Annotated in this window: 19 protein-coding genes; 14 read left to right on the forward strand and 5 right to left on the reverse strand. The window is 73.4% G+C overall.

Annotation, left to right across the window (positions count from 1 at the left end):
- The first annotated feature begins 7 nt into the window (after positions 1-7).
- The 8 genes from ABZ478_RS08005 to ABZ478_RS08040 all read left to right on the forward strand — a co-directional run bounded on the left by ABZ478_RS08005 (position 8) and on the right by ABZ478_RS08040 (position 7,398).
- Positions 8-1,276 carry an FAD-dependent oxidoreductase gene (locus ABZ478_RS08005; protein WP_359546371.1) on the forward strand — a complete coding sequence of 423 codons (1,269 nt, stop codon included), beginning with the start codon at positions 8-10 and terminating at the stop codon, positions 1,274-1,276.
- Complete coding sequence (locus ABZ478_RS08010) at positions 1,273-2,466, forward strand: thiolase family protein (RefSeq protein ID WP_359546373.1); 1,194 nt, start codon at positions 1,273-1,275, stop codon at positions 2,464-2,466. Before ABZ478_RS08005 ends, ABZ478_RS08010 begins: the two co-directional genes overlap by 4 nt.
- On the forward strand, positions 2,463-3,155 hold the full coding sequence (locus ABZ478_RS08015) for a 3-oxoacid CoA-transferase subunit A (protein ID WP_359546375.1): 693 nt from the start codon (positions 2,463-2,465) through the stop codon (positions 3,153-3,155). The genes ABZ478_RS08010 and ABZ478_RS08015 overlap by 4 nt, the downstream gene beginning before the upstream one ends.
- Positions 3,155-3,838 carry a 3-oxoacid CoA-transferase subunit B gene (locus ABZ478_RS08020; RefSeq protein ID WP_359546377.1) on the forward strand — a complete coding sequence of 228 codons (684 nt, stop codon included), beginning with the start codon at positions 3,155-3,157 and terminating at the stop codon, positions 3,836-3,838. The genes ABZ478_RS08015 and ABZ478_RS08020 overlap by 1 nt, the downstream gene beginning before the upstream one ends.
- A gap of 130 nt (positions 3,839-3,968) precedes the next feature.
- Entirely contained in the window at positions 3,969-5,141 is a 1,173-nt protein-coding gene (locus ABZ478_RS08025; protein WP_359546379.1) for a cytochrome P450, read from the forward strand.
- Entirely contained in the window at positions 5,138-5,326 is a 189-nt protein-coding gene (locus tag ABZ478_RS08030) for a ferredoxin (protein ID WP_359546380.1), read from the forward strand. The genes ABZ478_RS08025 and ABZ478_RS08030 overlap by 4 nt, the downstream gene beginning before the upstream one ends.
- Positions 5,323-6,465, forward strand: a complete 1,143-nt coding sequence (locus ABZ478_RS08035) for an FAD-dependent oxidoreductase (RefSeq protein ID WP_359546382.1) — start codon at positions 5,323-5,325, stop codon at positions 6,463-6,465. The genes ABZ478_RS08030 and ABZ478_RS08035 overlap by 4 nt, the downstream gene beginning before the upstream one ends.
- 9 nt (positions 6,466-6,474) lie before the next feature.
- Complete coding sequence (locus tag ABZ478_RS08040) at positions 6,475-7,398, forward strand: LysR family transcriptional regulator (protein ID WP_359546384.1); 924 nt, start codon at positions 6,475-6,477, stop codon at positions 7,396-7,398.
- Between the two features lie 35 nt (positions 7,399-7,433).
- Here the strand turns inward: ABZ478_RS08040 and ABZ478_RS08045 are convergent, their stop codons facing one another.
- Positions 7,434-8,042 (reverse strand): TetR/AcrR family transcriptional regulator, encoded by a 609-nt coding sequence (locus tag ABZ478_RS08045; protein WP_359546386.1) that lies wholly within the window; start codon positions 8,040-8,042, stop codon positions 7,434-7,436.
- Positions 8,043-8,214: 172 nt separating this feature from the next.
- Between ABZ478_RS08045 and ABZ478_RS08050 the strand changes: the two genes are divergently transcribed.
- The 6 genes from ABZ478_RS08050 to ABZ478_RS08075 are packed head-to-tail and all read left to right on the forward strand — an operon-like array spanning position 8,215 to position 14,965.
- Positions 8,215-9,189: a phosphotriesterase gene (locus ABZ478_RS08050; protein WP_359546387.1), complete on the forward strand. Its 975-nt coding sequence runs from the start codon at positions 8,215-8,217 to the stop codon at positions 9,187-9,189.
- Between the two features lie 54 nt (positions 9,190-9,243).
- Positions 9,244-10,197, forward strand: a complete 954-nt coding sequence (locus tag ABZ478_RS08055; protein WP_359546389.1) for a phosphotriesterase — start codon at positions 9,244-9,246, stop codon at positions 10,195-10,197.
- Positions 10,198-10,208: 11 nt separating this feature from the next.
- Positions 10,209-11,324 (forward strand): NAD(P)/FAD-dependent oxidoreductase, encoded by a 1,116-nt coding sequence (locus tag ABZ478_RS08060; protein ID WP_359546391.1) that lies wholly within the window; start codon positions 10,209-10,211, stop codon positions 11,322-11,324.
- Between the two features lie 4 nt (positions 11,325-11,328).
- Positions 11,329-12,252, forward strand: coding sequence for an alpha/beta hydrolase (locus tag ABZ478_RS08065; RefSeq protein ID WP_359546392.1), 924 nt, complete (start codon positions 11,329-11,331; stop codon positions 12,250-12,252).
- Positions 12,253-12,286: 34 nt separating this feature from the next.
- Positions 12,287-13,228 carry an MBL fold metallo-hydrolase gene (locus ABZ478_RS08070; protein WP_359546394.1) on the forward strand — a complete coding sequence of 314 codons (942 nt, stop codon included), beginning with the start codon at positions 12,287-12,289 and terminating at the stop codon, positions 13,226-13,228.
- An 18-nt stretch (positions 13,229-13,246) separates the two neighbouring features.
- Complete coding sequence (locus ABZ478_RS08075) at positions 13,247-14,965, forward strand: CocE/NonD family hydrolase (RefSeq protein WP_359546395.1); 1,719 nt, start codon at positions 13,247-13,249, stop codon at positions 14,963-14,965.
- A 48-nt stretch (positions 14,966-15,013) separates the two neighbouring features.
- Here ABZ478_RS08075 and ABZ478_RS08080 read toward each other — a convergent pair whose 3' ends face one another.
- From ABZ478_RS08080 to ABZ478_RS08095, 4 genes are all read right to left on the reverse strand, one after another.
- Complete coding sequence (locus tag ABZ478_RS08080) at positions 15,014-17,269, reverse strand: SWIM zinc finger family protein (protein ID WP_359546397.1); 2,256 nt, start codon at positions 17,267-17,269, stop codon at positions 15,014-15,016.
- Positions 17,266-20,154 carry a DEAD/DEAH box helicase gene (locus ABZ478_RS08085; RefSeq protein WP_359546399.1) on the reverse strand — a complete coding sequence of 963 codons (2,889 nt, stop codon included), beginning with the start codon at positions 20,152-20,154 and terminating at the stop codon, positions 17,266-17,268. Before ABZ478_RS08085 ends, ABZ478_RS08080 begins: the two co-directional genes overlap by 4 nt.
- Positions 20,155-20,283: 129 nt before the next feature.
- Positions 20,284-20,865: a sugar kinase gene (locus ABZ478_RS08090; RefSeq protein ID WP_359546401.1), complete on the reverse strand. Its 582-nt coding sequence runs from the start codon at positions 20,863-20,865 to the stop codon at positions 20,284-20,286.
- Positions 20,862-22,007, reverse strand: a complete 1,146-nt coding sequence (locus ABZ478_RS08095; RefSeq protein ID WP_359546403.1) for an ROK family glucokinase — start codon at positions 22,005-22,007, stop codon at positions 20,862-20,864. The genes ABZ478_RS08090 and ABZ478_RS08095 overlap by 4 nt, the downstream gene beginning before the upstream one ends.
- Positions 22,008-22,082: the final 75 nt, after the last annotated feature.

Raw genomic sequence — 22,082 nt, forward strand, 5'->3', positions numbered from 1 at the left:
GGAGTCCATGTCCAACCCTGATGTGATCGTCGTCGGTGGCGGTATCGGCGGCCTCGGCGTCGCGTTCTCGCTGACCCGGCAGGGCCTGCGCGTCCGCCTGCTGGAGAGCGCCCCCGCCTTCGGCGAGGTCGGCGCCGGCATCCAGCTCGCCCCCAACTGCACCCGCATCCTCGACGACTACGGCCTGCTGGACGAGGCCAAGAGCCTGGGCGTCGTCCCGGACTCGATGGTCATGCGCGACGCCGTCGACGGCGACGAACTGACCCGGCTCGACCTGCGGGACCTGGAGCGGCGCTACGGCTACCCGTACCTGGTCATCCACCGCAGCGACCTGCACGGCCTGCTGCTGCGCGCCTGCGAGCGCGCCGGCGTCGAGCTGGTCAACGACGCCAGGGTCACCTCGTACGAGAACACGGACGGCGGCGCCCGGGTGACCCTCGCCTCCGGCGCGACCCACGAGGCGGGCATGGTGATCGCGGCCGACGGCCTGCACTCCCCCGCCCGCAAGCTGTTCGTCGACGACCAGCCCGTCTCCTCCGCGTACGTCGCCTACCGGGGCACCGTCCCCGCCGAGCAGCCCCGGGTGAAGTCCGTCGACCTCAGCGAGGTCGTGGTGTACGTCGGCCCCCGGTGCCACTTCGTCCACTACGGCCTGCGCGGCGGCGAGATGCTCAACCAGGTCGCGGTCTTCGAGTCGCCCAGGGCGCTCGCCGGCCAGGAGGACTGGGGCACGCCCGACGAACTCGACGCCGCCTTCGCCGGCACCTGCGGCTTCGTCCGGGACGGCCTGCCGTTCATGTGGCGGGACAAGTGGTGGCGGATGTTCGACCGCGACCCGGTCATGAACTGGGTGCACGGCCGGATCGCCCTGCTCGGCGACTCCGCGCATCCGCCGCTGCAGTACATCGCGCAGGGCGCGATCATGGCCATCGAGGACGGCTGGGTGCTGGGCGAGCACGTCGCCCGCAACCGCGCCGCGGACGGCACGGTCGGCTGGACCGCCGCGCTCGCCGCCTACGAGGCCGTCCGTCCCGAGCACTGCCGCCGGGTGCTGACCACGTCCCGCAAGTGGGGCGAGCTGTGGCACCTCGACGGTGCCGCCCGCGAGCAGCGCAACGTGCTGCTGCGCGCCCGCGACACCTACGACTACGCGTTCACCGACTGGCTGTACGGGCCCACCGCGCTGACCCCGGACGAGGAGCCGGAGATGTTCACGCCGCTCCCGCTGTCGTCGGCGGCCGCCGGGGAAGCGGTCCTCGCGGGTGGCGCGGCATGAGTGACGCGTACCTCTACGCGGCGGTCCGCACCCCGTTCGGCAGGTTCGGCGGAGCCCTGGCCGGGGTGCGGCCGGACGACCTCGCCGCGACCGCGCTGACCGGTCTGCTGGCCAAGGCTCCCGATCTGGACCGCGCCGCCGTCGGCGACGTGGTGTGGGGCAACGCCAACGGCGCCGGCGAGGACAACCGCAACGTCGGACGGATGGCGGTGCTGCTGGCCGGTCTGCCGGTGAGCGTGCCCGCCACCACGGTGAACCGGCTGTGCGGGTCGAGTCTGGACGCGGCGATCATCGCCTCGCGCACCCTGGAGTCGGGTGACGCGGACATCGTCGTGGCCGGCGGCGTGGAGTCCATGACCCGTGCGCCCTGGGTGCTGCCCAAGCCGGACCGCGCCTTCCCCGCCCGCGACGTCACGGCCGTCTCCACGACCCTCGGCTGGCGGCTGGTCAACCCCGCGATGCCAAAGGAGTGGACGGTCTCCCTCGGCGAGAGCAACGAGCTGCTCCAGGAGAGGTTCGCGATCTCGCGTGAGCGCCAGGACGAGTTCGCGGTGCGCTCGCACCGGCTCGCGGCCGCCGCCTGGGACGACGGCTTCTACGACGACCTGGTCCTCCCGGTGGACGGCCTCGCCCGCGATGAGGGCATCCGCCCCGGCACCTCCGCCGAGAAGCTGGCCGGCCTCAAGCCGTCGTTCCGGCCGGACGGGACGATCACCGCCGGCAACGCCTCCCCGCTGAGCGACGGGGCCTCGGCGGTGCTCCTGGGCACCGCCGCGGCGGAACGCCGGATCGGGCTGGCCCCCGTCGCCCGCGTCGCCGGGCGCGGGGTGCACGGGGTCGAACCGCGGATGTTCGGCTTCGCCCCGGTGGAGGCGGCCGAGAAGGCGCTGCGCCGGGCCGGCATCGGCTGGGGCGACGTCGGCGCGGTCGAGCTGAACGAGGCGTTCGCGGTGCAGTCGCTGGCCTGCGTGGACGCCTGGGGCGTCGCCCCGGAGATCGTCAACACCCGGGGCGGCGCCATCGCCCTCGGGCATCCGCTGGGCGCCTCGGGCGGCCGGCTGCTGGGCACCCTCGCGAAGGTGCTGCGCGAGCGGCGCGAACGCTGGGGCGTCGCGGCCATCTGCATCGGCGTGGGCCAGGCCCTCGCGGTGGTGCTGGAGAACGTGACCGGCGAGGTGAGCGGCCGATGAGCGTGACCATCGCCGGGACGGCCGACGAGGCCGTGGCGGGCGTCGCGGACGGCTCGACGGTCCTGGTGGGCGGATTCGGCCTGGCGGGCATGCCGTTCGACCTGATCGACGCGCTGATCCGGCAGGGGGCCGGCGACCTGACCGTGGTGTCCAACAACGCCGGGAACGGCGAGGTGGGCCTCGCCGCGCTGCTCAAGGCGGGCCGGGTGCGCAAGGTGATCTGCTCCTTCCCGCGGCAGAGCGACTCGTACGTCTTCGACGAGCTGTACCGGGCCGGCCGGGTGGAGCTGGAGGTGGTGCCGCAGGGCACCCTGGCCGAGCGCATGCGGGCCGCCGGAGCGGGGATCGGCGCCTTCTACAGCCCCGTCGGCGCGGGCACCCCGCTGGCCGAGGGCAAGGAGGTCCGGGAGATCGACGGGCGCGCCCACGTCCTGGAGCATCCGATCAAGGGGGACGTCGCGCTGATCTCCGCGCACCGGGCGGACACCGCGGGCAACCTCGTGTACCGCAAGACCGCCCGCAACTTCGGCCCCGTCATGGCCACCGCGGCCCGCACGGTCGTCGCCCAGGTAACCGGCATCGTGCCCGCAGGGGAGATCGACCCGGAGACCGTGGTGACCCCCGGCATCTACGTCGACCGTCTGGTACGGGCCGAGGCCCGCCGGCTCACCGTGCAAGGAGCCCGCTGATGACCGCCGTGAACGAGACGCCCCGCACCGGCCCCGTGGAACACACCGGCCGGGGCCCGCTCGGCACCGACGAGCTGGCGGCCCGGGTCGCCCGTGACATCCCGCCGGGCTCCTACGTCAACCTGGGCATCGGGCAGCCGACCCGGGTCGCCGAGCATCTGCCGGCGGACGCGGGGATCGTGCTGCACACCGAGAACGGCATGCTCGGCATGGGTCCGGCCGCGGTGGGCGACGAGGCGGACCCCGACCTCACTAACGCCGGGAAGGTCCCGGTGACCGAGCTGCCCGGGGCGGCTTACTTCCACCACGCCGACTCGTTCGCGATGATGCGCGGCGGCCATCTGGACGTGTGCGTGCTCGGGGCCTTCCAGGTCTCGGCACACGGCGACCTGGCCAACTGGCACACCGGTGACCCCGGAGCGATCCCCGCCGTGGGCGGTGCGATGGACCTCGCCGTGGGAGCACGCCGGGTCATGGTGATGATGAGGCTGTTCACGCGGGACGGCGCCGCCAAGCTCGTCCCCGCGTGCACCTACCCGCTCACCAGCACCGCCTGCGTCAGCCAGGTCTACACCGACCACGGCGTGTTCGTCCCCGGCCCGGACGGCGTCCGGGTCCTGGAGACGTACGGCATCACGGTCGCGGAGCTGCGCGAACGGCTCCCCGTCGAGCTGCTGGGGTGAGCCCGCCGAGGGGCCGCCGACCGGGCGGCCGCTCGGGGGCGACCCCTCGGCGAAACATGAACTAAATGCATTTGACATCATGTAAATCATTCACTTGTCCGATGAAGGACACGCCCAGTTCACTGAGGTCATGACCACCCCACCCACCTCCGGCATCGACCTCTTCGCCGACGAGGTCGTGCTCGACCCGTATCCCGTCTACGCCGAACTGCGGGAACTGGGCGCCGTCGTCCACCTCCCGCACAACGACGTCCACGTCCTCACCCGGTACGACGCCATCCGCGCCGCGCTCGCCGACTGGGAGTCGTTCTCCTCGACGTCCATCGCGTTCAACCCGATGGCCGACGAGGCGCTGACCGGCACCTCGCTCGCGTCGGACCCGCCGGCGCACACCCAGCTGCGCGCCGCGCTCACCGAGAACCTCTCACCTCGCGCGCTGCGCGGTCTGAAGGGCCGGATCGAGACCAAGGCGGACGCCCTGGTCGCCGAACTCGCCGGGAAGGGCTCCTTCGAGGCGATCGACGCCCTCGCCCGGGCGTTCCCGCTGGAGGTCGTCGCCGACCTGATCGGCTTCACCGGCCACGCGCGCGACAACATGCTCCGCTGGGGACAGGCCGCCATGCAGGTCCTCGGCCCGATGAACCAGCGCACGGCGGAGAACTTCCCGATCGCCGGTGAGCTGTACGCCTGGTGCTCCCAGGTCAGGGCCGACGACCTGGCGGAGGGGTCCGTGGGCCGGGGCATCTTCGACGCCGAGACCCGTGGCGCCATCCCGCCGGACACGGCCGGGCACATCATCCACCAGTACCTCGGGGCGGGCGTCGACACCACCATCGCGGCGATCGGCAACATCGTCGCCCTCTTCGCCCACCACCCCGACCAGCTCGCCCTGGTCCGCGAACACCCCTCGCTGGCCCCCGCGGCGTTCAACGAGGCACTGCGCTTCTGGGCTCCCGTCCACGCCTGGGGCCGACGCGTCACGAAGGACGTCACGATCGACGGGGCCGTGGTCCCGGCGGGCGCGAAGGTCGCGATCCTGTTCGGCGCCGGCAACCGCGACCCCCGGCACTACGACGACCCGGATGCCTTCCTGGTCGAGCGCAATCCGGTCGACCATCTCTCGTTCGGCTACGGCCCGCACGGCTGCGCGGGTCAGGGGCTGGCGCGCCTGGAGGCCCACGCCGTGATCGACGCGCTCGCCCGGCGCGTGGGGCGTCTGGTCCTCGGGCCCGAGACCCGTGTTCCCAGCAATATCACCCGGAGCATCGACACGCTCCCCGTCCTGGAGGTGATCCCCGCATGAGGATCGTTCTCGACCGCCCCCGCTGCGAGGGCCACGGCCTGTGCGAGGAGGCCGCCCCGCGGCTCATGCACCTCGACGACGCCGGTGAACTCGTGCTCGACCGCGAGCAGGTCGACGAGGGCGACGCCGCCCTGGCGAACGCCGCCGTCCGCGTGTGCCCGGTCGCCGCGCTGAGGATCGGGTGAGCGCCGGCGCGCCGGAGCGGGTGGTCGTCGTCGGCCACGGGATCGCCGGACTGACCGCGGCCCACTCGCTCCGCGAGGCCGGCTTCGACGGCGAGCTGACGGTCGTCGGTGACGAACCGCACCCGGCCTACAGCCGCCCGGCCCTGTCGAAGGCGCTCCTGCTCGACGCCGGCGACCTGTCCGCGCACGAGCTGGCCCCGGCCGGCCATGGAGCCACCGAACTGCTCGGGGTGCGTGCGACCCGCCTCGACACCGACCGCCGGCTGGTCTCGCTCGACGACGGCACGGAGCTGCCGTACGACCGTCTCGTGCTCGCCACCGGTTCCCGGGCGCGGCGGCTGTCCGGGCTGCCCGACGAGCTGACCCTGCGCGGGCTCGACGACGCGCTGTCGCTGCGCGCCCGGCTGGCGGACCGGCCGTCGGTCGTCGTGATCGGCGGCGGCCCGCTCGGCATGGAGATCGCCTCGGGTTGCCTGGCCTCCGGCTGCCGGGTCACCCTCGTCTCCCAGGGGCTGCCGCTGGTCGCCCAGCTCGGCCCGTACCTCGCCGGCGTCTTCGTGAAGGCCGCCCTGGACGCGGGACTCACCGTCGTCGAGACCGGCTCGGCACACGTCGAGGGGTTCCCCGGGAACGCCCGGGTCGTCCTCGACGAGGGCGCGGTCCTGGAGGCGGAGGTCCTGGTGAGCGCCGTGGGCGACGTGCCCAACACCGAGTGGCTCGCGGGCTCGGGCCTCGCGGCGCAGGGGCCCCTCCCGGTCGACTCGCGCGGGCTGGTCCGTCCCGGTATCGCGGCGGTCGGCGACCTCGCGGCCTTCCCGACGCCGTACGGGCTGCGCCGCGTCCCCTTCTGGAGCAGTGCGATCGAGCAGGCGAAGACCGCCGCGCGGGCGCTCGTACAGGGCGACGCGGCGCCGCCGCTCCGGTTCGAGCCGTACTTCTGGACCGAGCAGTTCGGGCTGAGCCTGAAGGCGGTGGGCCATCTGCCGCTGCCGGGGGAACCGGAGTACGTCGACGGCGGTCCCGGTGGCGGCCCCGCCCTGCTGCGCTGGTCGCGGGAGGACGGCACGGGCGCCGCCGCCGCGCTCGACTACCGCATACCGATCCCCCGGCTCCGCAGGATGGCCCGGGCGTCCGCGTAGGGTTCCGGCATGGGCGACGACGGAGAGGGCACCGCGGCTTCGGGTCTCGACCGGCTGGCCTCGGTCAACCTCAATCTGCTGGTGCCCCTCCTCGCCCTCCTGGAGGAGCGTTCGGTGACCAGGGCGGCGGAGCGCGTCGGGCTGTCGCAGCCGGCGATGAGCCACGCCCTGACCAGGATGCGGCGGCTGCTCGGTGACGACCTCGTCGTCCGGCAGGGCACCGGCGTCACGCTGACCCCGCGGGGGCTGGAGCTGATCGCACCGCTGCGCAGCGCCCTGCGGCAGACGGCGGACGTCGTCAACTTCCCCTCCTTCGATCCCGCGAAGGACCGGCGGGTCGTCACGGTCGCGCTGACGACCAGCACGGCGTTCGTGGTCGGCCCCCGGCTGGCGCGGCTGGTCGAGGAGCGCGCCCCGCACGCCACGCTGCGGCTGCGCACGTTCACCGTGCCGGCCGAGGCCACGTTCACCGACAACGGCGTCGACGTGGTGCTGCTCTCCGAGGGGCACTTCTCGCCGTACCCGCGCGAGCGGCTGTACGACGACCGCTGTGTGGTGGTGGCGGGGCCGGACACGCCGCCCGAGGCGAGCGCGCTCGACCTGCTGAGCACCCTGCCGCACGTCGTGGTCGACACCGACCGGCGGGTCTTCCCCTACCCGGTGCTGGAGGACCACAAAATCCCCTACCGCGTCGGCCGGCTGAGCTCCGACTTCCTGCTGGTCCCCTACCTGGTGGCGACCGCGGGCGGTGTCGCGCTGCTCCGCCACCGCGTGGCCGCGGCCATGCGGGCACTGACCGGCCTGCGGATCGAGGAGTTCCCGTTCCCGGTTCCCGGACTCGGGATCGACATGGTCTGGAACCCCCGGCTGACCGATCAGTACTTCGTCGAATGGCTGCGGGCGCTGCTGTTCGACGTCGTGACGGACCTCTGACACCGGCCGGCGCCCGGCATCGGGGCCGCCCGGCCTCAGGTCAGCAGCCGCACCCAGCTCGCGCCCAGCTCCTCGATCATCTGCTCCCGTGTGAGCTTCCAGTCGGCCCGCTCCCCGTGCTGGGCGACGAAGTCGAGCTGGGCCATCGCCAGCACGCCCCGGAAGTGACGCTGGTGCGGCTCCAGGCGCCCGGCCGCCGTCAGTCCGTCCTCGATGTCGCTGATGGCCTCCTCGAGCCACCGCTCGACCAGGTCGGTGAGTTCCGGGTCGACCACGGCGGCGTCCCGGCCGATACGGATGATCGGCCGGATCGCGGGCCAGCTGTCGGCGGTGCGCCGCAGCCACGCCATGATCGCCTCGGGCGTCCCCTCGGTGACGGTGGCCACCAGGTCCCGTGCCGTGGAGCCGTGCTCGGGTGAACGCACGCGCTGGAGCGCCTCGTTGAGCTGCTCGTCGATGAGCGCCTTCATCAGTTCGCTGCGGGAGGCGAAGTACGCGTAGAAGGTGACCCGCGTGGTGCCCGCCGCGGTCGCGATGTCGTCGACCTTGGTGGCGGCGTACCCCTTGGTCTTGAACAGCTCGAGTCCCGATTCCAGCAGCAGCCGGCGCGTCATCTGTTTCTGCGCCGCACGAAGGTTCGCCATGCCCGGATTCTATCGCCGCGACTGTACGCCGAGCACACAAAACGACTCTACGCAATGCATGTCGTTCATTATTTTTTCTTTGCGTCAGTTTCATTGACTCGATGTAAAGCGAATGGATACCGTGCCCATGCCACCGGGTGCTGCGCACCCACCCCGGACACGTGAGGCAGGCATGAGCGTCAAGAGCAACACCGTGAACACCGTCCTCGGCGCGGTGCCGGCCGAGGAGCTGGGAGTCGTCTCGGTCCACGAGGCGCTGCTCTCGGTGACTCCGGGCGCCGAGCACGCCTTCGACATCACCATCGACCGCGCCGAGATCTTCGAGACCCTCGCCGCGAAGCTGACGGACTTCCGCACCCACGGCGGCGGCACGATCGTCGACAGCACCGGCATGTTCCACGGCCGCGACGTCCGGCTGTACGAGGCCCTGTCCCGCACCACCGGCGTGCACATCGTCGCCTCGACCGGCCAGGGCCCGGAGGAGATGCTCGGCGGCTACTTCCTCACCCCGCAGACCAACCCGCCCACGCCGTGGCCGGCCGACAAGTTCGCCGACCTCTTCAGCAAGGAGGTCACCGAGGGCATGGTGGTCCCCCGGGTGGAACGGCGCGGCGCCGCCGGCCTGGTGGCCACCGCGGTGACCGCCACGGGCATGACCGCGACCGACGAGAGCCTGCTGCGCGGCGCGGCCCGGACCGCCCTGGGCACCGGTGTCGCGGTCTCCTTCCGGCACGGCGCCGACGCCGTCCGCGAGCTCGGTGTCGTGCTGGACGAGAAGCTGCCGGCCGACCGCGTCGTCGTCGGCGGCCTCGACCGCACGGACGCCGTCGCCGCCGGCACTCCCATGGAGATCGCCCGCCTCGGCGCCCACGTCGCGCTCGACCACGTGGGCACGCGGGACGCGGACCACGTCACCGACGCCGAGCGCGCTGTACTGGTCGCCGACCTCGTCCGGGCCGGCTTCGGCGACCGGGTCCTGCTCTCCGGCAGCGCGACCGGGGTGGCGAAGGGCCATCCCGGCAACGACCTGCCCTACAGCCACGTCCTGACCACCTTCGTCCCGCTCCTGACGGCACAGGGCCTCAGCGACGAGGACACGCGGCGGATTCTCGTCGGGAACCCGCGCGACCTGCTGTCGGCGCGCTGAGCCCGCGCCCACCCCGAACGCCCGTCAAGTCCCCTTTTCTCGTAGGTGAGTTCTTTGTCGAGAGTGAACACCGTCCTGGGGCCGGTCCCGGCCGAGGAGCTGGGTCTCGTGGCCGTCCACGAGCACATCGGATACGGCATGCCCGGCTCCGAGCTGGACACCAAGTGGTGGAAGTCCCCCGAGCAGCGGTACGAGGAGACCGTCCCCAAGCTGCGCAAATTCCACGAGTACGGCGGCGGTACCTTCGTCGACGCGACCGGCATCTGCAACGGCCGCGACGTCGACTACTACCGGTCGCTGTCCGCCAAAACCGGCGTGCACATCGTCGCCTGCACCGGTTTCGTCGGCGGCGACACCGCCCTGCCGCACTTCGCGCGGGCGAGCGTCGACTACCTGATGCGGCAGTTCGTCCACGAGATCACCGTCGGCGTCGGCGGCACCGGCGCGCTCGCCGGTGTCATCAAGGTCGGCGTGAGCCGCGGCGGCCGTATGACGGAGCTGGACAAGCGCATCTACCGCGCCGCCGCCCGCGCCTCGCTCGCCACGGGCGTGCCGATCCTGACCCACCTGGCGATCGACGCCGAGAACGCGATCGCGATCTTCGCGGAGGAGGGTCTGCCGCTGCACCGCGTGCTCTTCGGGCACGTCGACGACGGCGTGAACGCCGACAAGACGCGGGACGTGTGGATCGCGGAGCAGGGCGGCCGTATCGGCTTCGACACCTTCGGCTACGAGACCGAGCTGCCCGACCCGCCGTTCTGGGCCCGCCCCCGCAAGGAACGCCTCGACCACTTCCTGCGGTTCATCGGCGACGGCCGGCTGGGGCAGGTCCTCGCCTCCGCCGACGCCAACTGCTCGCCGCTGGGCTGGCCGGGCGTCAAGGGCCACACGGTCAACTACATCTTCGAGGACCTCATCCCGGACCTCCGCGCCGCCGGCCTCGACGAGGCCGCGATCAAGACGATCTTCGTCGACAACCCGGCCGAATTCCTCACCATCCAGAAGTAGAGAGAACCACCATGCAGCCTTCGGAGCTGAAGAACCTGAAGATCGCCATCGTCGGGGCCGGATACGGCGGCGCGGCGGCGGCCAAGGCCCTGAGCCTGCTGGGCGCGGACGTCACCGTCTACGAGCAGGCGACCCGGATCCGGGAGGTCGGCGCCGGCATCGGGCTGCGTCCGTCCACCATGAACCGGTTCCGCGAGTGGGGCATCTTCGACGCGATCGCGAAGGTGAGTTCGCCGAGCGAGTACTTCGAGATCCTTTCGGCCACGGGTGAGCCGATGCTGAAGGAGACCTGGCCGGCCGCCGGTGAGCAGGTCCACACCCATCTGATCCACCGCGGTGACTTCATCGAGGCCCTGCTGGGCGTACTGCCCGAGGGCATGGTGTGCCTCGGCCACAAGCTGGACAGCGTCCAGGACAGGGGCGACGGCGCCGTCCTCACCTTCGCGAACGGCAGGACCGTCGAGGCCGATCTGGTCGTCGGCGCCGACGGCATCAAGTCGGTCGTGCGCCGGGAGCTGTTCAGCGACAAGGAGCCGGTGTTCTCCGGTGAGCACGCCTACCGCGCGGTGATCTCCGTCGACGACGCCCACGGGATGGTCACCGACGACAACCTCCGCATGTACATCGGCCGCGGCACGAAGGTCTACCTGCTGCCGCTGCGGCACCGGGGCCAGGTGTCGTTCGACATCACCGCCCTCTGCCCGGACGGCACCTGGGCACCTCAGGTCACCAGGGACGATCTGGTGGCCACGGTGGAGGGCTTCGACGAGCGGCTGGTGAACATCACCCGCAACCTCGACATGGACACCGTCAACATCCGCGCGGTATACGACATCGACCCGGTCGACACCTGGCACTCGGACTCCGTCGTCCTGGTCGGCGACGCGGCCCACTCGATGCTGCACCACCAGGGCCAGGGCGCGAACTCGGCCATCGAGGACGCCGGCGCGCTCGCCGACGCCCTGCGGCAGGCGGACTCCCTGACGGAGGCGCCGGCCCTGTTCCAGGCCACCCGCAAGCCGGAGACCGACAAGCTGCAGGCCATCTCCCGGCAGGGCTGGACCGAGGACGAGATCAGCGACGTCTTCCCCGGCCAGAAGCCCGCGGCCGCCGCGACGCAGGAGTGACGCCATGACACTGCATCCCGAGATCGCCAAGTTCTTCGCGCGGCTGCCCACCCCGCCCGAGGGCCCGCTCGACCCGGCCGCCATGCGCGCCGAGGAGGAGTCGCACGTCGCCCCGCCCGAGGAGCGCCTGCCGCTGCACGCGGTCGAGGACGTGACGGCGAGGACGGCCGCGGGCGAGGTGCCGGTGCGGATCTACACCCCGGCCGAGGCCGACGGCTACGGCGTGCTGGTCTACTTCCACGGCGGCGCGTTCTTCCTCGGCAGCCTCGACACCCACGACCACGTGGCGCGTTCGCTGGCCAAGGAGACCGGGCTCAAGGTCGTCTCCGTCGGCTACCGCCGGGCGCCCGAGGCGGCCTTCCCGGCCGGCCTCGACGACTGCTACGCCGTCGTGCGGTGGGCCGCCGAGGAGGGCGAGCGCCTGGGCTGGGACGGCACGACCCTCGCCATCGCCGGCGACAGCTCCGGCGGCACCTTCGTCGCCGCCGTGGCGGCCAGGGCGCACGACGACGGCTTCGACCGGATCACCCACCAGATCCTCTACTGCCCCTCCCTCGACCTGGACTTCGACGTCGACCGCTACGCCTCGCTGCGCGAGAACGCCGTCGGCTACGGCGTGGAGACGGCCGGGCTGAAACCCTTCAACGCCTTCTACCTCGACAGCGGAGCCGATCCCGCCGACCCGCTCGTCTCACCGGTCAAGCGGGCGGACCTCACCGGGCTGCCGCCGGCCCTCGTCGTCACCGGCGAGCACGACCCGATGCGCGACGAGGGCGAGCTCTACGGCCGGCGGCTGCGGGAGGCCGGTGTGGAGGCGACGGTGAGCCGGTACGAGGGCGCGGGCCACGGTTTCGTCCAGCACTTCGCCTGGCTGCCGGAGTACCGACAGGTCTTCGCGCAGACGCGCGACTTCCTCGGCCGGCACTGATCCGGCCGGCCGGGCACGAGCGGAGCAGGAGAACATGACACGCGCGGTCGACATCCACCCCCTGGTCTCGCCCTGGGGCAGGTTCGGGCTCTACAGCTTCTTCATCGACGCGCCCGAGCCGGCGATCGTCGACACCGGGATCGCCTCCTCCCCCGCCGAAGGGATGGCTCCCGCGCTCGAGGCGATCGGGCGCCGCGTCGAGGACGTGCGCTGGATCCTGCTGACCCACGGTCACATCGACCATGTGGGCGGCGCGTACGCCCTGTGGGAGCTGACCGGCCGGCGCGCGAAGGTGGTGATCCACGAGGCGGACGCGCCGATGCTCCGCTCGCGCCGGGCCCATGTCGAGGAGTACCTCGCGGGCCGCGGCCGGTACCTGGACGACCCCGAGGGCGAGGCGAAGGTGACGGCGGCCACCAACGCCGTCATCTCCGGGGAGATGGAGCCCTCGCTGCTGGTCAGGGGCGGCGAGACCCTCTCCCTCGGCGGCGACGTCACCGTTTCGGTGCACTCGGTACCGGGCCACACGCCCGGATCGGTCGCCTACGTCGTCGAGGGGCAGCGCTCGGTGTTCACCGGCGACGCCGTGCAGGTCCACGGGGCGGCCAACGGCTTCCCCGGTTACTCGGACCCGGTCGCCTACCGGGCCGGCCTGGAGTACCTGCGCGACGAGGTCCGTCCGCGGCACCTCTACCTCGGTCACCCCTACCGCCGCGCCGACGGCACGCCCTACGGCGTCGAACTCGACGAGGCGCAGGCCCGGGAGGCCATCACCCAGAGCCTGGACATCGAGCGCCGGGTCGCCACGGCCGCCTGCGGATGCCTGGAGGCGGGCCCGCGGGCCACGGACTCGCCGTACTCCCCGTTCGCCCCTGCCGCCGAGGAGTTGGGCTACACCGGCGACCCCGCCCTCGAACCGTCGCCGTTCTTCACTTCGATGCACGGCTATCGCGCGCGGCACGACCAGACTTCGTGACACAGGAGCTTCACACTCATGACTGACTTTCATACGATCCGGGCGGGCGAGCGGTCGATCGCCGTCCGCAAGGACCTCCGGGTACCGATGCGCGACGGCGTCGAGCTGGCCGCCGACACCTACAGCGGCGTGGCCGACACGCCGCGGCCCGCGCTGGTGGCCCTGAGCCCGTACGGCAAGGAGCTCCAGGCCCTCGCGCTCACCACGCCGCCGCAGCGCCGGCCCAGCCCGATGTGGGACGGCTGCATCGAGGCGGGCGACATCGCGCGGGTCGTCGAGGAGGGCTACGTCCACGTCATCGGCGACCTGCGCGGCTCCGGCGCCTCCGAGGGCGAGCACATCGGCAACTACAACGCCGGCGGTGTCTCCCTGGGGCAGGACGCCCACGACTTCATCGAGTGGGTCGCCGCCCAGCCGTGGTGCGACGGCAACGTCGGCATGATCGGCATCTCCTACTTCGGCTCGATGCAGGTGCTGGCGGCGGCCGAGCGGCCGCCGAGCCTCAAGGCGATCTTCGTCAGCGGCGGCCACTACGACTTCTACGAGACCACCTACCACGGCGGCGTCATGTGGTTCATGCCGCGTGCCGCCCGTGAGGGCCGCGGCGGCGACTCCGGCTGGGCCTTCACCGACGGCGTCAGGTCCCGCATGCTCGAGACGTACTCGCCCGAGGAGATCAGGAAGCGGGTCGACGAGCGCCTGAAGGACCCGGACGTGGCCGCGTGGCCCAACCTGGTCCACGTGCTGAACTACCCGAAGAACCACGAGGCCTGGTTCGACATCGTGATGAACGAGGTCGACGGCGAGTGGTACGAGGAGCGCAACCCCATCACGCTCGCGCCCCGGATCGACGTCCCGGTCTGGCTCCAGATCGACCAGGGCCGCGGCTGGACGATGGACGGCACCATCGAGGTGTTCAAATCGCTGAAGGGCCCGAAGAAGCTGGACATCGGCCCCTACCCGCCGATGCAGTCGCGCCCCTTCGTCGAGGAGCACGACAAGATGTTCCGCTGGTACGAGTACTGGCTCAAGGGCGTCGACAACGGGATCACGGACGAGCCCGCCGTCACCGTCCACGTGGAGGGCTCGCGCGAGACGGTCACCGGCGCGCAGTGGCCGCCGAAGGACGTCGAGCACCGGTCGCTCTACTTCCGCCCGCGCCACGCGCTCTCCTTCGAGCCCGAGCCGATGGGCGCCGAGCACGCCGCTCCCGACGGCTTCTACCAGGCGCCGCTGACGGTGACCGACAAGGTGGAGATCCTGAGCTGGTCCACCGCACCGTTCACCGAGTCCACCGAGATGATCGGCCAGGGCGCGGCGCACCTCTTCGCGGAGATCGACCAGCCCGACACGAACTTCATCCTGCGGATGTGGGACGAGGCGCCGGGCGGCAAGCGGCAGCTCATCACCTCCGCCTACCTCAAGGCCTCGCATCGCGAACTCGACGCGGAGCGCACCACCGAGGGCGACCCGTACCACCCGCACACCCGCGCGGTGCCGGTCGAGCCGGGGCGGATCGAGGAGTACGTGCTGCGCGTCTACCCGTTCGCGGCGACGTTCCTGCCGGGCCACCGGCTGGTCGTGGAGCTCTCCAACGACGAGCCCCTGGCCGACGAGCACAACGCCCTGCTGCCGCCGGACGCGTTCCACCTGCCGGTGGGCCGCCCCGTCACCCACAAGATCTACCGGGACGCCGCCCACCCGTCCCGGCTGGTGCTGCCGTTCACGACGTCCTGAGCACGGCACCTCACCTCGTAGGCCGCGTCCCGGATTCCGGGGCGCGGCCTACGGGCCGTCCGGGGTGCCCAGGCCGGTCAGGGCACCCACCGGGTCCAGGTCGGGGGTGCCCCGGGGCCACCAGTCGTCCCTGCCCGGCTCCGACTCGTAGGCGTACCACAGGCCGTCGCGGCCCAGGCGGAGCTGGACATGGCCGCGTGGGTGGGTGAGGTGGTTGCGCCAGGGGCGGAACGCCGGGAGGTCGGCGGCGAGCAGCAGCGGGCGGGCCCGGTCGAAGCGGCCGGCCGGCGGGTCCCAGGGGTCCTCCAGGACGGCCAGCCCCTCCGGGCCGCCCTGCCGCCAGGCGGCGACCGCGCGGGCCAGGTCGGCCGGGGTGCGGCCGACGGCCGCGGCGAGCGTGGCGTACAGGGCGCGGGTGGCGGCGGTCAGGCCGGAGCCGGGACGGGCCGCGGCGAGCCGTACGGCGTCCTGCCAGAGCGTGAGCTCACCGACGGGGTCGTGTCCGGTGCTGAGCAGGGCGTGCGCGCGGGCGGCGGCGTCGGTGGCGAGCTGGTCCAGCGCGAAGGGGTCCGGGCCGCCGGGTGCCGCCGGGTACACCGGCGGCTGCTCGGGGTGCGGCGGCACGGGCATCGGCTGCGGCGGCGCCGGCAGTCGGCGCGGGGCGAGGGCGTCGGTGGCGCGGACGCCGGGCAGGGACCGCGGTGCCCCTTCCTGGGCGGCGCGGGCCGCCCGGGCGGCGCTGCGGCGGGACAGCGCGTCCAGCAACTCGCGCTCGCCTCGGCCGCGCAGCAGGAGCAGTACGAAGGGGTCGGCGTCGAGCAGGCGTGCCGTCTGGTAGCAGAGGGCGGCCGCGTGCTTGCAGGGGTGCCCGGAGTCGGGGCAGCTGCAGCGCGGGGCGAGATCGCCGGGGCCGGGCAGCAGGGGCACACCGCAGGCGGCGAGCGACTCGGGCAGCTCCTTGTCGAGCAGCGCCGCGATATGGCCCGGCCGGTCCGCGGCCGCGTCCAGGAACCGCTCCCAGTCACCGTCCTCCAGCGTGCGCAGGCGTACCTGCACCCGGTACGGACGCGGGCGGCTCCCCCGCACGTACGCCAGCACCAGGCCCGGGGTCACCGTGATCGCGTCCACGTTGCCCGCGTCCGCGTAACCCCGGCCACGGACGAGCCGCTTGACGTCCAGCGCGCCCCGCTCCAGCGCGTCGACCCAGGCGTTGCCCCACCAGGTCCCGGCGAACGCGGTGTCCTGCGCCGGAGCCGTCCGGGGCGGGAACGCCGGGAAGGTGCGGCGGAGTTCGGAGTCCCGGTGCGGCGTGGCCATGGTGCCGGGTACCTGCGGAGGCGCGGCAGCGTGCTCGTCCGGGCGGGCGGGGCTGCCGATGTCGTACGGCTCGTGCGGGGCTTCCGGCGTCTCGGACGGGTCCGGGGTCTCCGGGCTGTCGGGGCCGTCCGGGCCGTCGGTCCACGAGGGCATCCGGAAGGCGCTGTTCAGGAACTGCCGCATGTCCTGGACGGCTTGGGCGCGCGCGGCCCGGGGCCCCTCACCGGGCTGCCCGGAGCCGGCGGGCGACCGGGACGGCTCGGAGGACCGGCGCGCGGACGCGCGGCTCCCGCGCCGTGCCCCCTCTTCCGCCGCCCGGGCCCGCGACGCCTCCCGCCGAGCCGCACGCAGCGCCTCCCGCGCGACATCGCCGGGGCGCCCTCCGGCCGACGGGGGCGCGGTGGAGGGAGGGTCCGCGTCGGTGGCAGGGTCGGCGTCGGCGGTCGGTAGCGCATCCGTGCGACGAGCCGCGTCGGTGGGACGCAGGGCGGACCTCGCGACGTCGGCGGGGCGGGGCTCAGCCGCCGGGGCCGGCCCCGCACCGGGCTCGGTGCCGGGCGCCGGCGCGGCGGTGGGCGGCGGGCTCTCCGGATCGGGGGCCGTCTCGTTCCGTACGGCGTCGGTGCGGCGGCGTGCCGCACGCAGGGCCTCGCGGGCCGCGTCGGCGGACGGGACCGCGTCCGTGGGAGGGGCCGCGTCGACGGAGGGGGCCACATCGGCGGTCGGGCCCGCGTCGGCGGTCGGGGCCGTGTCTGCGCGAGGGCCCGCGTCGGTGGGACGCAGGGCGGACCTCGCGACGTCGGCGGGGCGGGGCTCAGCCGCCGGGGCCGGCCCCGCACCGGGCTCGGTACCGGGCGCCGGCGCGGCGGTGGACGGTGGGCTCCCCGGATCGGGGGCCGCCTCGTTCCGTACGGCGTCGGTGCGGCGGCGTGCCGCACGCAGGGCCTCGCGGGCCGCGTCGCCGGGGCGATGCTCCCCGGTCGTCATGAGGTCCTCCGCAGTGAGACCAGGTCGGACAGTTCACGGTCCGTCAGTTCCGTCAGGGCGGACTCGCCGGAGCCGAGGATGGCGTCGGCCAGGGCTCGTTTGGAGGCGAGCATCTCGGCGATGCGGTCCTCGACCGTGCCCTCGGTGACCAGGCGGTGGACCTGGACGGGCTGGGTCTGGCCGATGCGGTAGGCGCGGTCGGTGGCCTGCTCCTCGACGGCCGGGTTCCACCAGCGGTCGAAGTGGACGACATGGCCCGCGCGGGTGAGGTTCAGGCCGGTGCCGGCCGCCTTCAGCGAGAGCACCAGCACCGGGGTGCCGCCGCTCTGGAAGCGGTCGACCATGCGCTCGCGCTCCGGGACCGGCGTACCGCCGTGCAGCAGGTCCACGGGGACCGCACGGGCGGACAGGTGGGCGGTGATGAGCCGGGCCATGCCGACGTACTGGGTGAAGACGAGGACCGAGCCGTCCTCGGCGAGCACGGTGTCCAGCAGTTCGTCCAGCAGGGCGAGTTTCCCGGAGCGCGCGGACAGCCGGTCGGCGCGGGCGTCCTCCTTCAGGTACAGCGCGGGGTGGTCGCAGATCTGCTTCAGGGCACCGAGCAGTTTCAGCACCAGGCCCCGGCGGCCGATGCCCTCCGCGGTCTCGATGGCGAGCATGGACTCGCGCACCACCGCCTCGTACAGGGCGGCCTGTTCACGGGTGAGCGGCACCGGGTGGTCGGTCTCGGTCTTGGGCGGCAGCTCGGGGACGATGCCGGGGTCGGACTTCTTGCGGCGCAGCAGGAAGGGGCGGACCAGCCGGGACAGCCGTTCCACCGCCTCCCCGTTCTCGGCGGCCCCGCCGTTCTCCACCGCGCGCGCGTGCCGGGCGCGGAAGGACTTCAGCGGGCCGAGGAGACCGGGGGTGGTCCAGTCGAGCAGGGCCCACAGTTCGGACAGGTTGTTCTCCACCGGAGTGCCGGTGAGGGCCACGCGCGCGGGGGACGGGATGGTGCGCAGCGCCTTGGCGGTCGCGGAGTACGGGTTCTTGACGTGCTGCGCCTCGTCGGCCACGACCATCCCCCACGGCTGCTCGGCGAGCCGCTCGGCGGCGGAGCGCATCGTGCCGTACGTGGTGAGGACGAAGCCGCCGGCCAGGCCGTCCAGGGTGCGGTCGGGGCCGTGGAAGCGGCGGACCGGGACGCCGGGCGCGAACCGGGTGATCTCGCGCTGCCAGTTGCCCAGCAGGGACGCGGGGCAGACCACCAGGGTCGGCTCGGGGCGGGCCCGCTTCAGGTGCAGGGCGATGAGCGTGACGGTCTTGCCGAGGCCCATGTCGTCGGCGAGGCAGCCGCCGAGGCCGAGGGAGGTCATCAGGTCGAGCCAGGCCAGCCCGCGCGCCTGGTAGTCGCGGAGGGTGGCGTGGAGTCCGGCGGGCGGTTCGGCCGGGCGCAGTCCGGCGGTGAGGCGGTCGCGCAGCGCGGCCAGCGCGCCGGCGGGGACGGCCTCGACGCTCTCGCCGTCCACCTCGGCGGTGCCGGTGAGGGCCACGGACAGCGCGTCGACCGGGTCGAGCAGGCCCAGTTCGCGTTTGCGGGCCTTGCGGACCAGGGCCGGATCGACCAGCACCCAGCGGTCCCGGAGCCGTACGACCGGCCGGTGCGCCTCGGCGAGCGCGTCCATCTCGGCCTCGCTGAGCGGCTCCCCGCCGAGCGCGAGCTGCCAGCTGAACCGCAGCAGCTCCTCGCTCTCGAAGAACCCGGTGCCGTCGGTCGCCGAGCCGGGCGCCGGGCGCACCACCGCGGCGGCGCTGAGGTCGCGGGCGAGGTCCCGGGGCCAGTGCACGGCGACCCCGGCGGCGCCGAGCCGCGCGGTGGCCACGCCGAGCAGGTCGCCCAGTTCCTCCTCCGACAGGGCGAGGACGTCGGGGACGTCCTGCTCGGTGAGCCGGTGCAGCGGCGGCCACACCCGGGCCGCGCGCCGGACGGCGAGAGCGGCGTCCACATGGGCGCGCGGGCCGAACGCCGCGTCCGCCTCGCCTGCCCACAGGGCGGCCGCGTCGGTCATCAGGGTGGGATCGGCGAGGCTGTGGACCTGGACGATCGCGGCCCCGGCGGCGCGGGCGCCCTCGGCGGCTCCGGCGTCGAAGACGTCGTACGCGGACAGGTCGAGGCGCAGCGAGATCCGTACGCCCGCGTCCATGCCGGCGGCGACCTCCGCGGCCCAGTCGTGGGCGTGCGGCAGGGACTGCGGTTCCCGGGCGGCGAAGGGGCGGCCGGCGGTGTGGGCGGCGGCGGGGGTGCGGGGCAGGGTGTCGGCGACCGCGTCCAGGAAGGAGCGGACCAGCGCCTCCGGCTCGGGCAGCCGCAGCGGGCCGGGTTCCGGCAGCGGGACGGCGTGGCCCTCGGGCGGCAGGGCTGCGGCCACCGCGCGCAGGTGGGTGATGTCGTCGGGTTCCAGCGGGCCGGCCCGCCAGGCGTCGTGGCCGGCCGGGGTCAGGCCGGGCAGCAGGCGGCCACGGGCGACCAGGCGCAGGGCGTGCAGGGCGGCGGCGCCCCAGCAGGCGGTGGCCGGGTGGGCGGCGGGGTCGCGCCGGGCCCGTACCAACAGGGGCAGGGCGTCGGCGATCGGCAGGGTCAGCGCGGGCACCTGGCGGCGGCGGGCGCCCGCTCCGTGGCGTCGTACGACGGTCAGCTCCTCGACGGCGGGCGTGCCGGTCCCACCTGGGGCTCCGGTCCCGTCGCCGGTGGGCAGCGGGCCGCCCTCGGGGTCCCAGAAGGCGATCCGGCTCTCGCGCGGGAGGGGCGCGGGCAGGTAGACGGACGCGAGGCGCACCGGTACCGGGTTCCCGGTCCGGCCGGGCCCTCCCGCGGGTCCCGCGACCGCGGCGGTGCCACCGCTCATACGTTCTGCCACCTCCCGCCCGGGTCCTGGACCGACCGGACGTCCTCGACTCTACGGGCGGGCTCTGACAACGACGTCCGGCGGCCGGGCGGCAGCGGTGCCACGGGCCCCGCGGCCGCCCGGGCCGCGCTACGGGACCGTGCGGGAGACGACGTACACCATCGGGAAGTTCGGGTCGGCCATGTTCACGAGCACGTCCTGGGTGGGCGCCGGGTTCTTCTGCGGATGGGTCAGCCCGAACCACGGGCCGGGCCCGGTGAAGTTCCAGCCGGAGACCTTCCGGTCGCGGGCGCTGATCGGCTCGACGCCCTTCTTCAGCTCGTCCCGGCGTACGCCCATGGCGCCCAGGAAGCTGTCCAGGCCGGCGTTGTTGGTGCGGAACTGTATGTACAGCCGGCTGGTCTTCCAGTTGTTGGTCTCGTAGTAGGCGATGTAGTCGGCGGGGTGCGGAACGGCCACCTGGTAGAGGCGCCGCTGCACCTTGGAGGGGAAGCCCGGGGCGAGGCCGGTCGCCGAGTACTTCGCCTCCTTGTCCTTGCCGCTGCTGCGGCTCTGGTTGGCGGAGATCACCAGGTAGCCCGCCGGGACGCCGATGAGCAGCACGATGATCAGCAGGGTGAGGACCCTGCGTTTCGCCTTGTGGCGGGGGTCCTCCACGGCCCGGCGCGGCTCGTCCGGCGGCGCGGCCTGGTGCGGCAGCGATGTGGTCATGCGGTGTCCTGGTCGCGGCGGGCCTGCGCGTACCGCTCGTAGCGCTCGTAGCGTTCCACCCGGCGCCGCTTGGCCCGCCGGAACCGGCGGGCGACCAGCCGGGCGAGGTCGGCGGCGCCCACCATGCCGGCCTCGGGGCCGAGCTGGGCGCGGGTGATGCGGGCCTCGGGGCGGTAGCCGCGGCCGGTGAGGTGGCGCTTGAAGGCGTCCCGGGCGGGGCCGATGAGCAGGTCGTCGGCGGCGCTGACGCCGCCGCCGATCACGAAGCAGGACGGGTCGAGGGCCGCCGCCAGGTTGGCGATGCCGACGCCGAGCCACTGGCCGATGTCCTGCAGCAGCTCCACGCACATGGCGTCGCCATCGCGGGCCAGCTCAGTGATCATCGGGCCGGAGATGTCGTCGATGGCACCCTTGACGTGCTCGATGATCCCGTAGGCCACCGGGGAGTCGGCCGCGGCCAGCTCCTTGGCCTCGCGGACGAGCGCGTTGCCGGAGCTGTACTGCTCCCAGCAGCCGCGGTTGCCGCACGGGCACCGGTGACCGCCGGGCACCACCTGCATGTGGCCGAACTCACCGGCGACGCCGTACTTGCCCCGCTTGACCTGGCCGTCCTCCAGGATGGCACCGCCGATGCCGGTGCCGAGGGTGATCATGACCAGGTGGTCCTCGCCGCGTCCGGCGCCGAAGCGCCACTCCGCCCAGGCGGCGGTGTTGGCGTCGTTGTCCACCAGGACCGGTACGGACAGGCGGCTGGCGAGGCGGTCCCGCAGGGGCTCGTTGCGCCAGGACAGGTGGGGCGCGAACAGGACGCGGTTGCGGTCGGCGTCGACCCAGCCGGCGGCGCCGATGCCGACCGCGTGCACGTCGTGCCGGTCGGACAGGTCCAGCACCAGCTCGGCGATGGTGTCCTCGACGACCTTGGGGCTCTTGGACTTGTCCGGGGTCTCCGTGCGGAGCTTCTCCAGGATGTTGCCGTCGGCGTCCACCACGCCCGCCATGACCTTGGTGCCGCCGATGTCGATGCCGACCGTGGGCACGCGGGGCGCGGTCAGGTGCGAGCGGCGTTCCCTTGTCCCGACCGTGCGCAGCACGGGGGCCCGGCGGGAGCCGATGGGGGCGGTGAGGTCGCGGTAGGTGCTCATCGTTGCTCGATTCTGCCTCACCGTGGGGGCAGGTGCCGTACCGGGCGACGGACTGAGGGGGCATGGGGCCGGTGC

Source organism: Streptomyces sp. NPDC005706, assembly GCF_040631045.1.
GTDB lineage: Bacteria > Actinomycetota > Actinomycetes > Streptomycetales > Streptomycetaceae > Streptomyces.

Coding starts and splice junctions, on each gene's coding strand:
- ABZ478_RS08070 (WP_359546394.1), top strand. CDS start 12,287: ATGACACGCGCGGTCGACATCCACCCCCTGGTCTCGCCCTGGGGCAGG.
- ABZ478_RS08045 (WP_359546386.1), bottom strand. CDS start 8,042: ATGGCGAACCTTCGTGCGGCGCAGAAACAGATGACGCGCCGGCTGCTG.
- ABZ478_RS08040 (WP_359546384.1), top strand. CDS start 6,475: ATGGGCGACGACGGAGAGGGCACCGCGGCTTCGGGTCTCGACCGGCTG.
- ABZ478_RS08060 (WP_359546391.1), top strand. CDS start 10,209: ATGCAGCCTTCGGAGCTGAAGAACCTGAAGATCGCCATCGTCGGGGCC.
- ABZ478_RS08005 (WP_359546371.1), top strand. CDS start 8: ATGTCCAACCCTGATGTGATCGTCGTCGGTGGCGGTATCGGCGGCCTC.
- ABZ478_RS08015 (WP_359546375.1), top strand. CDS start 2,463: ATGAGCGTGACCATCGCCGGGACGGCCGACGAGGCCGTGGCGGGCGTC.
- ABZ478_RS08020 (WP_359546377.1), top strand. CDS start 3,155: ATGACCGCCGTGAACGAGACGCCCCGCACCGGCCCCGTGGAACACACC.
- ABZ478_RS08065 (WP_359546392.1), top strand. CDS start 11,329: ATGACACTGCATCCCGAGATCGCCAAGTTCTTCGCGCGGCTGCCCACC.
- ABZ478_RS08085 (WP_359546399.1), bottom strand. CDS start 20,154: ATGAGCGGTGGCACCGCCGCGGTCGCGGGACCCGCGGGAGGGCCCGGC.
- ABZ478_RS08030 (WP_359546380.1), top strand. CDS start 5,138: ATGAGGATCGTTCTCGACCGCCCCCGCTGCGAGGGCCACGGCCTGTGC.
- ABZ478_RS08050 (WP_359546387.1), top strand. CDS start 8,215: ATGAGCGTCAAGAGCAACACCGTGAACACCGTCCTCGGCGCGGTGCCG.
- ABZ478_RS08025 (WP_359546379.1), top strand. CDS start 3,969: ATGACCACCCCACCCACCTCCGGCATCGACCTCTTCGCCGACGAGGTC.
- ABZ478_RS08090 (WP_359546401.1), bottom strand. CDS start 20,865: ATGACCACATCGCTGCCGCACCAGGCCGCGCCGCCGGACGAGCCGCGC.
- ABZ478_RS08080 (WP_359546397.1), bottom strand. CDS start 17,269: ATGACGACCGGGGAGCATCGCCCCGGCGACGCGGCCCGCGAGGCCCTG.
- ABZ478_RS08075 (WP_359546395.1), top strand. CDS start 13,247: ATGACTGACTTTCATACGATCCGGGCGGGCGAGCGGTCGATCGCCGTC.
- ABZ478_RS08095 (WP_359546403.1), bottom strand. CDS start 22,007: ATGAGCACCTACCGCGACCTCACCGCCCCCATCGGCTCCCGCCGGGCC.
- ABZ478_RS08010 (WP_359546373.1), top strand. CDS start 1,273: ATGAGTGACGCGTACCTCTACGCGGCGGTCCGCACCCCGTTCGGCAGG.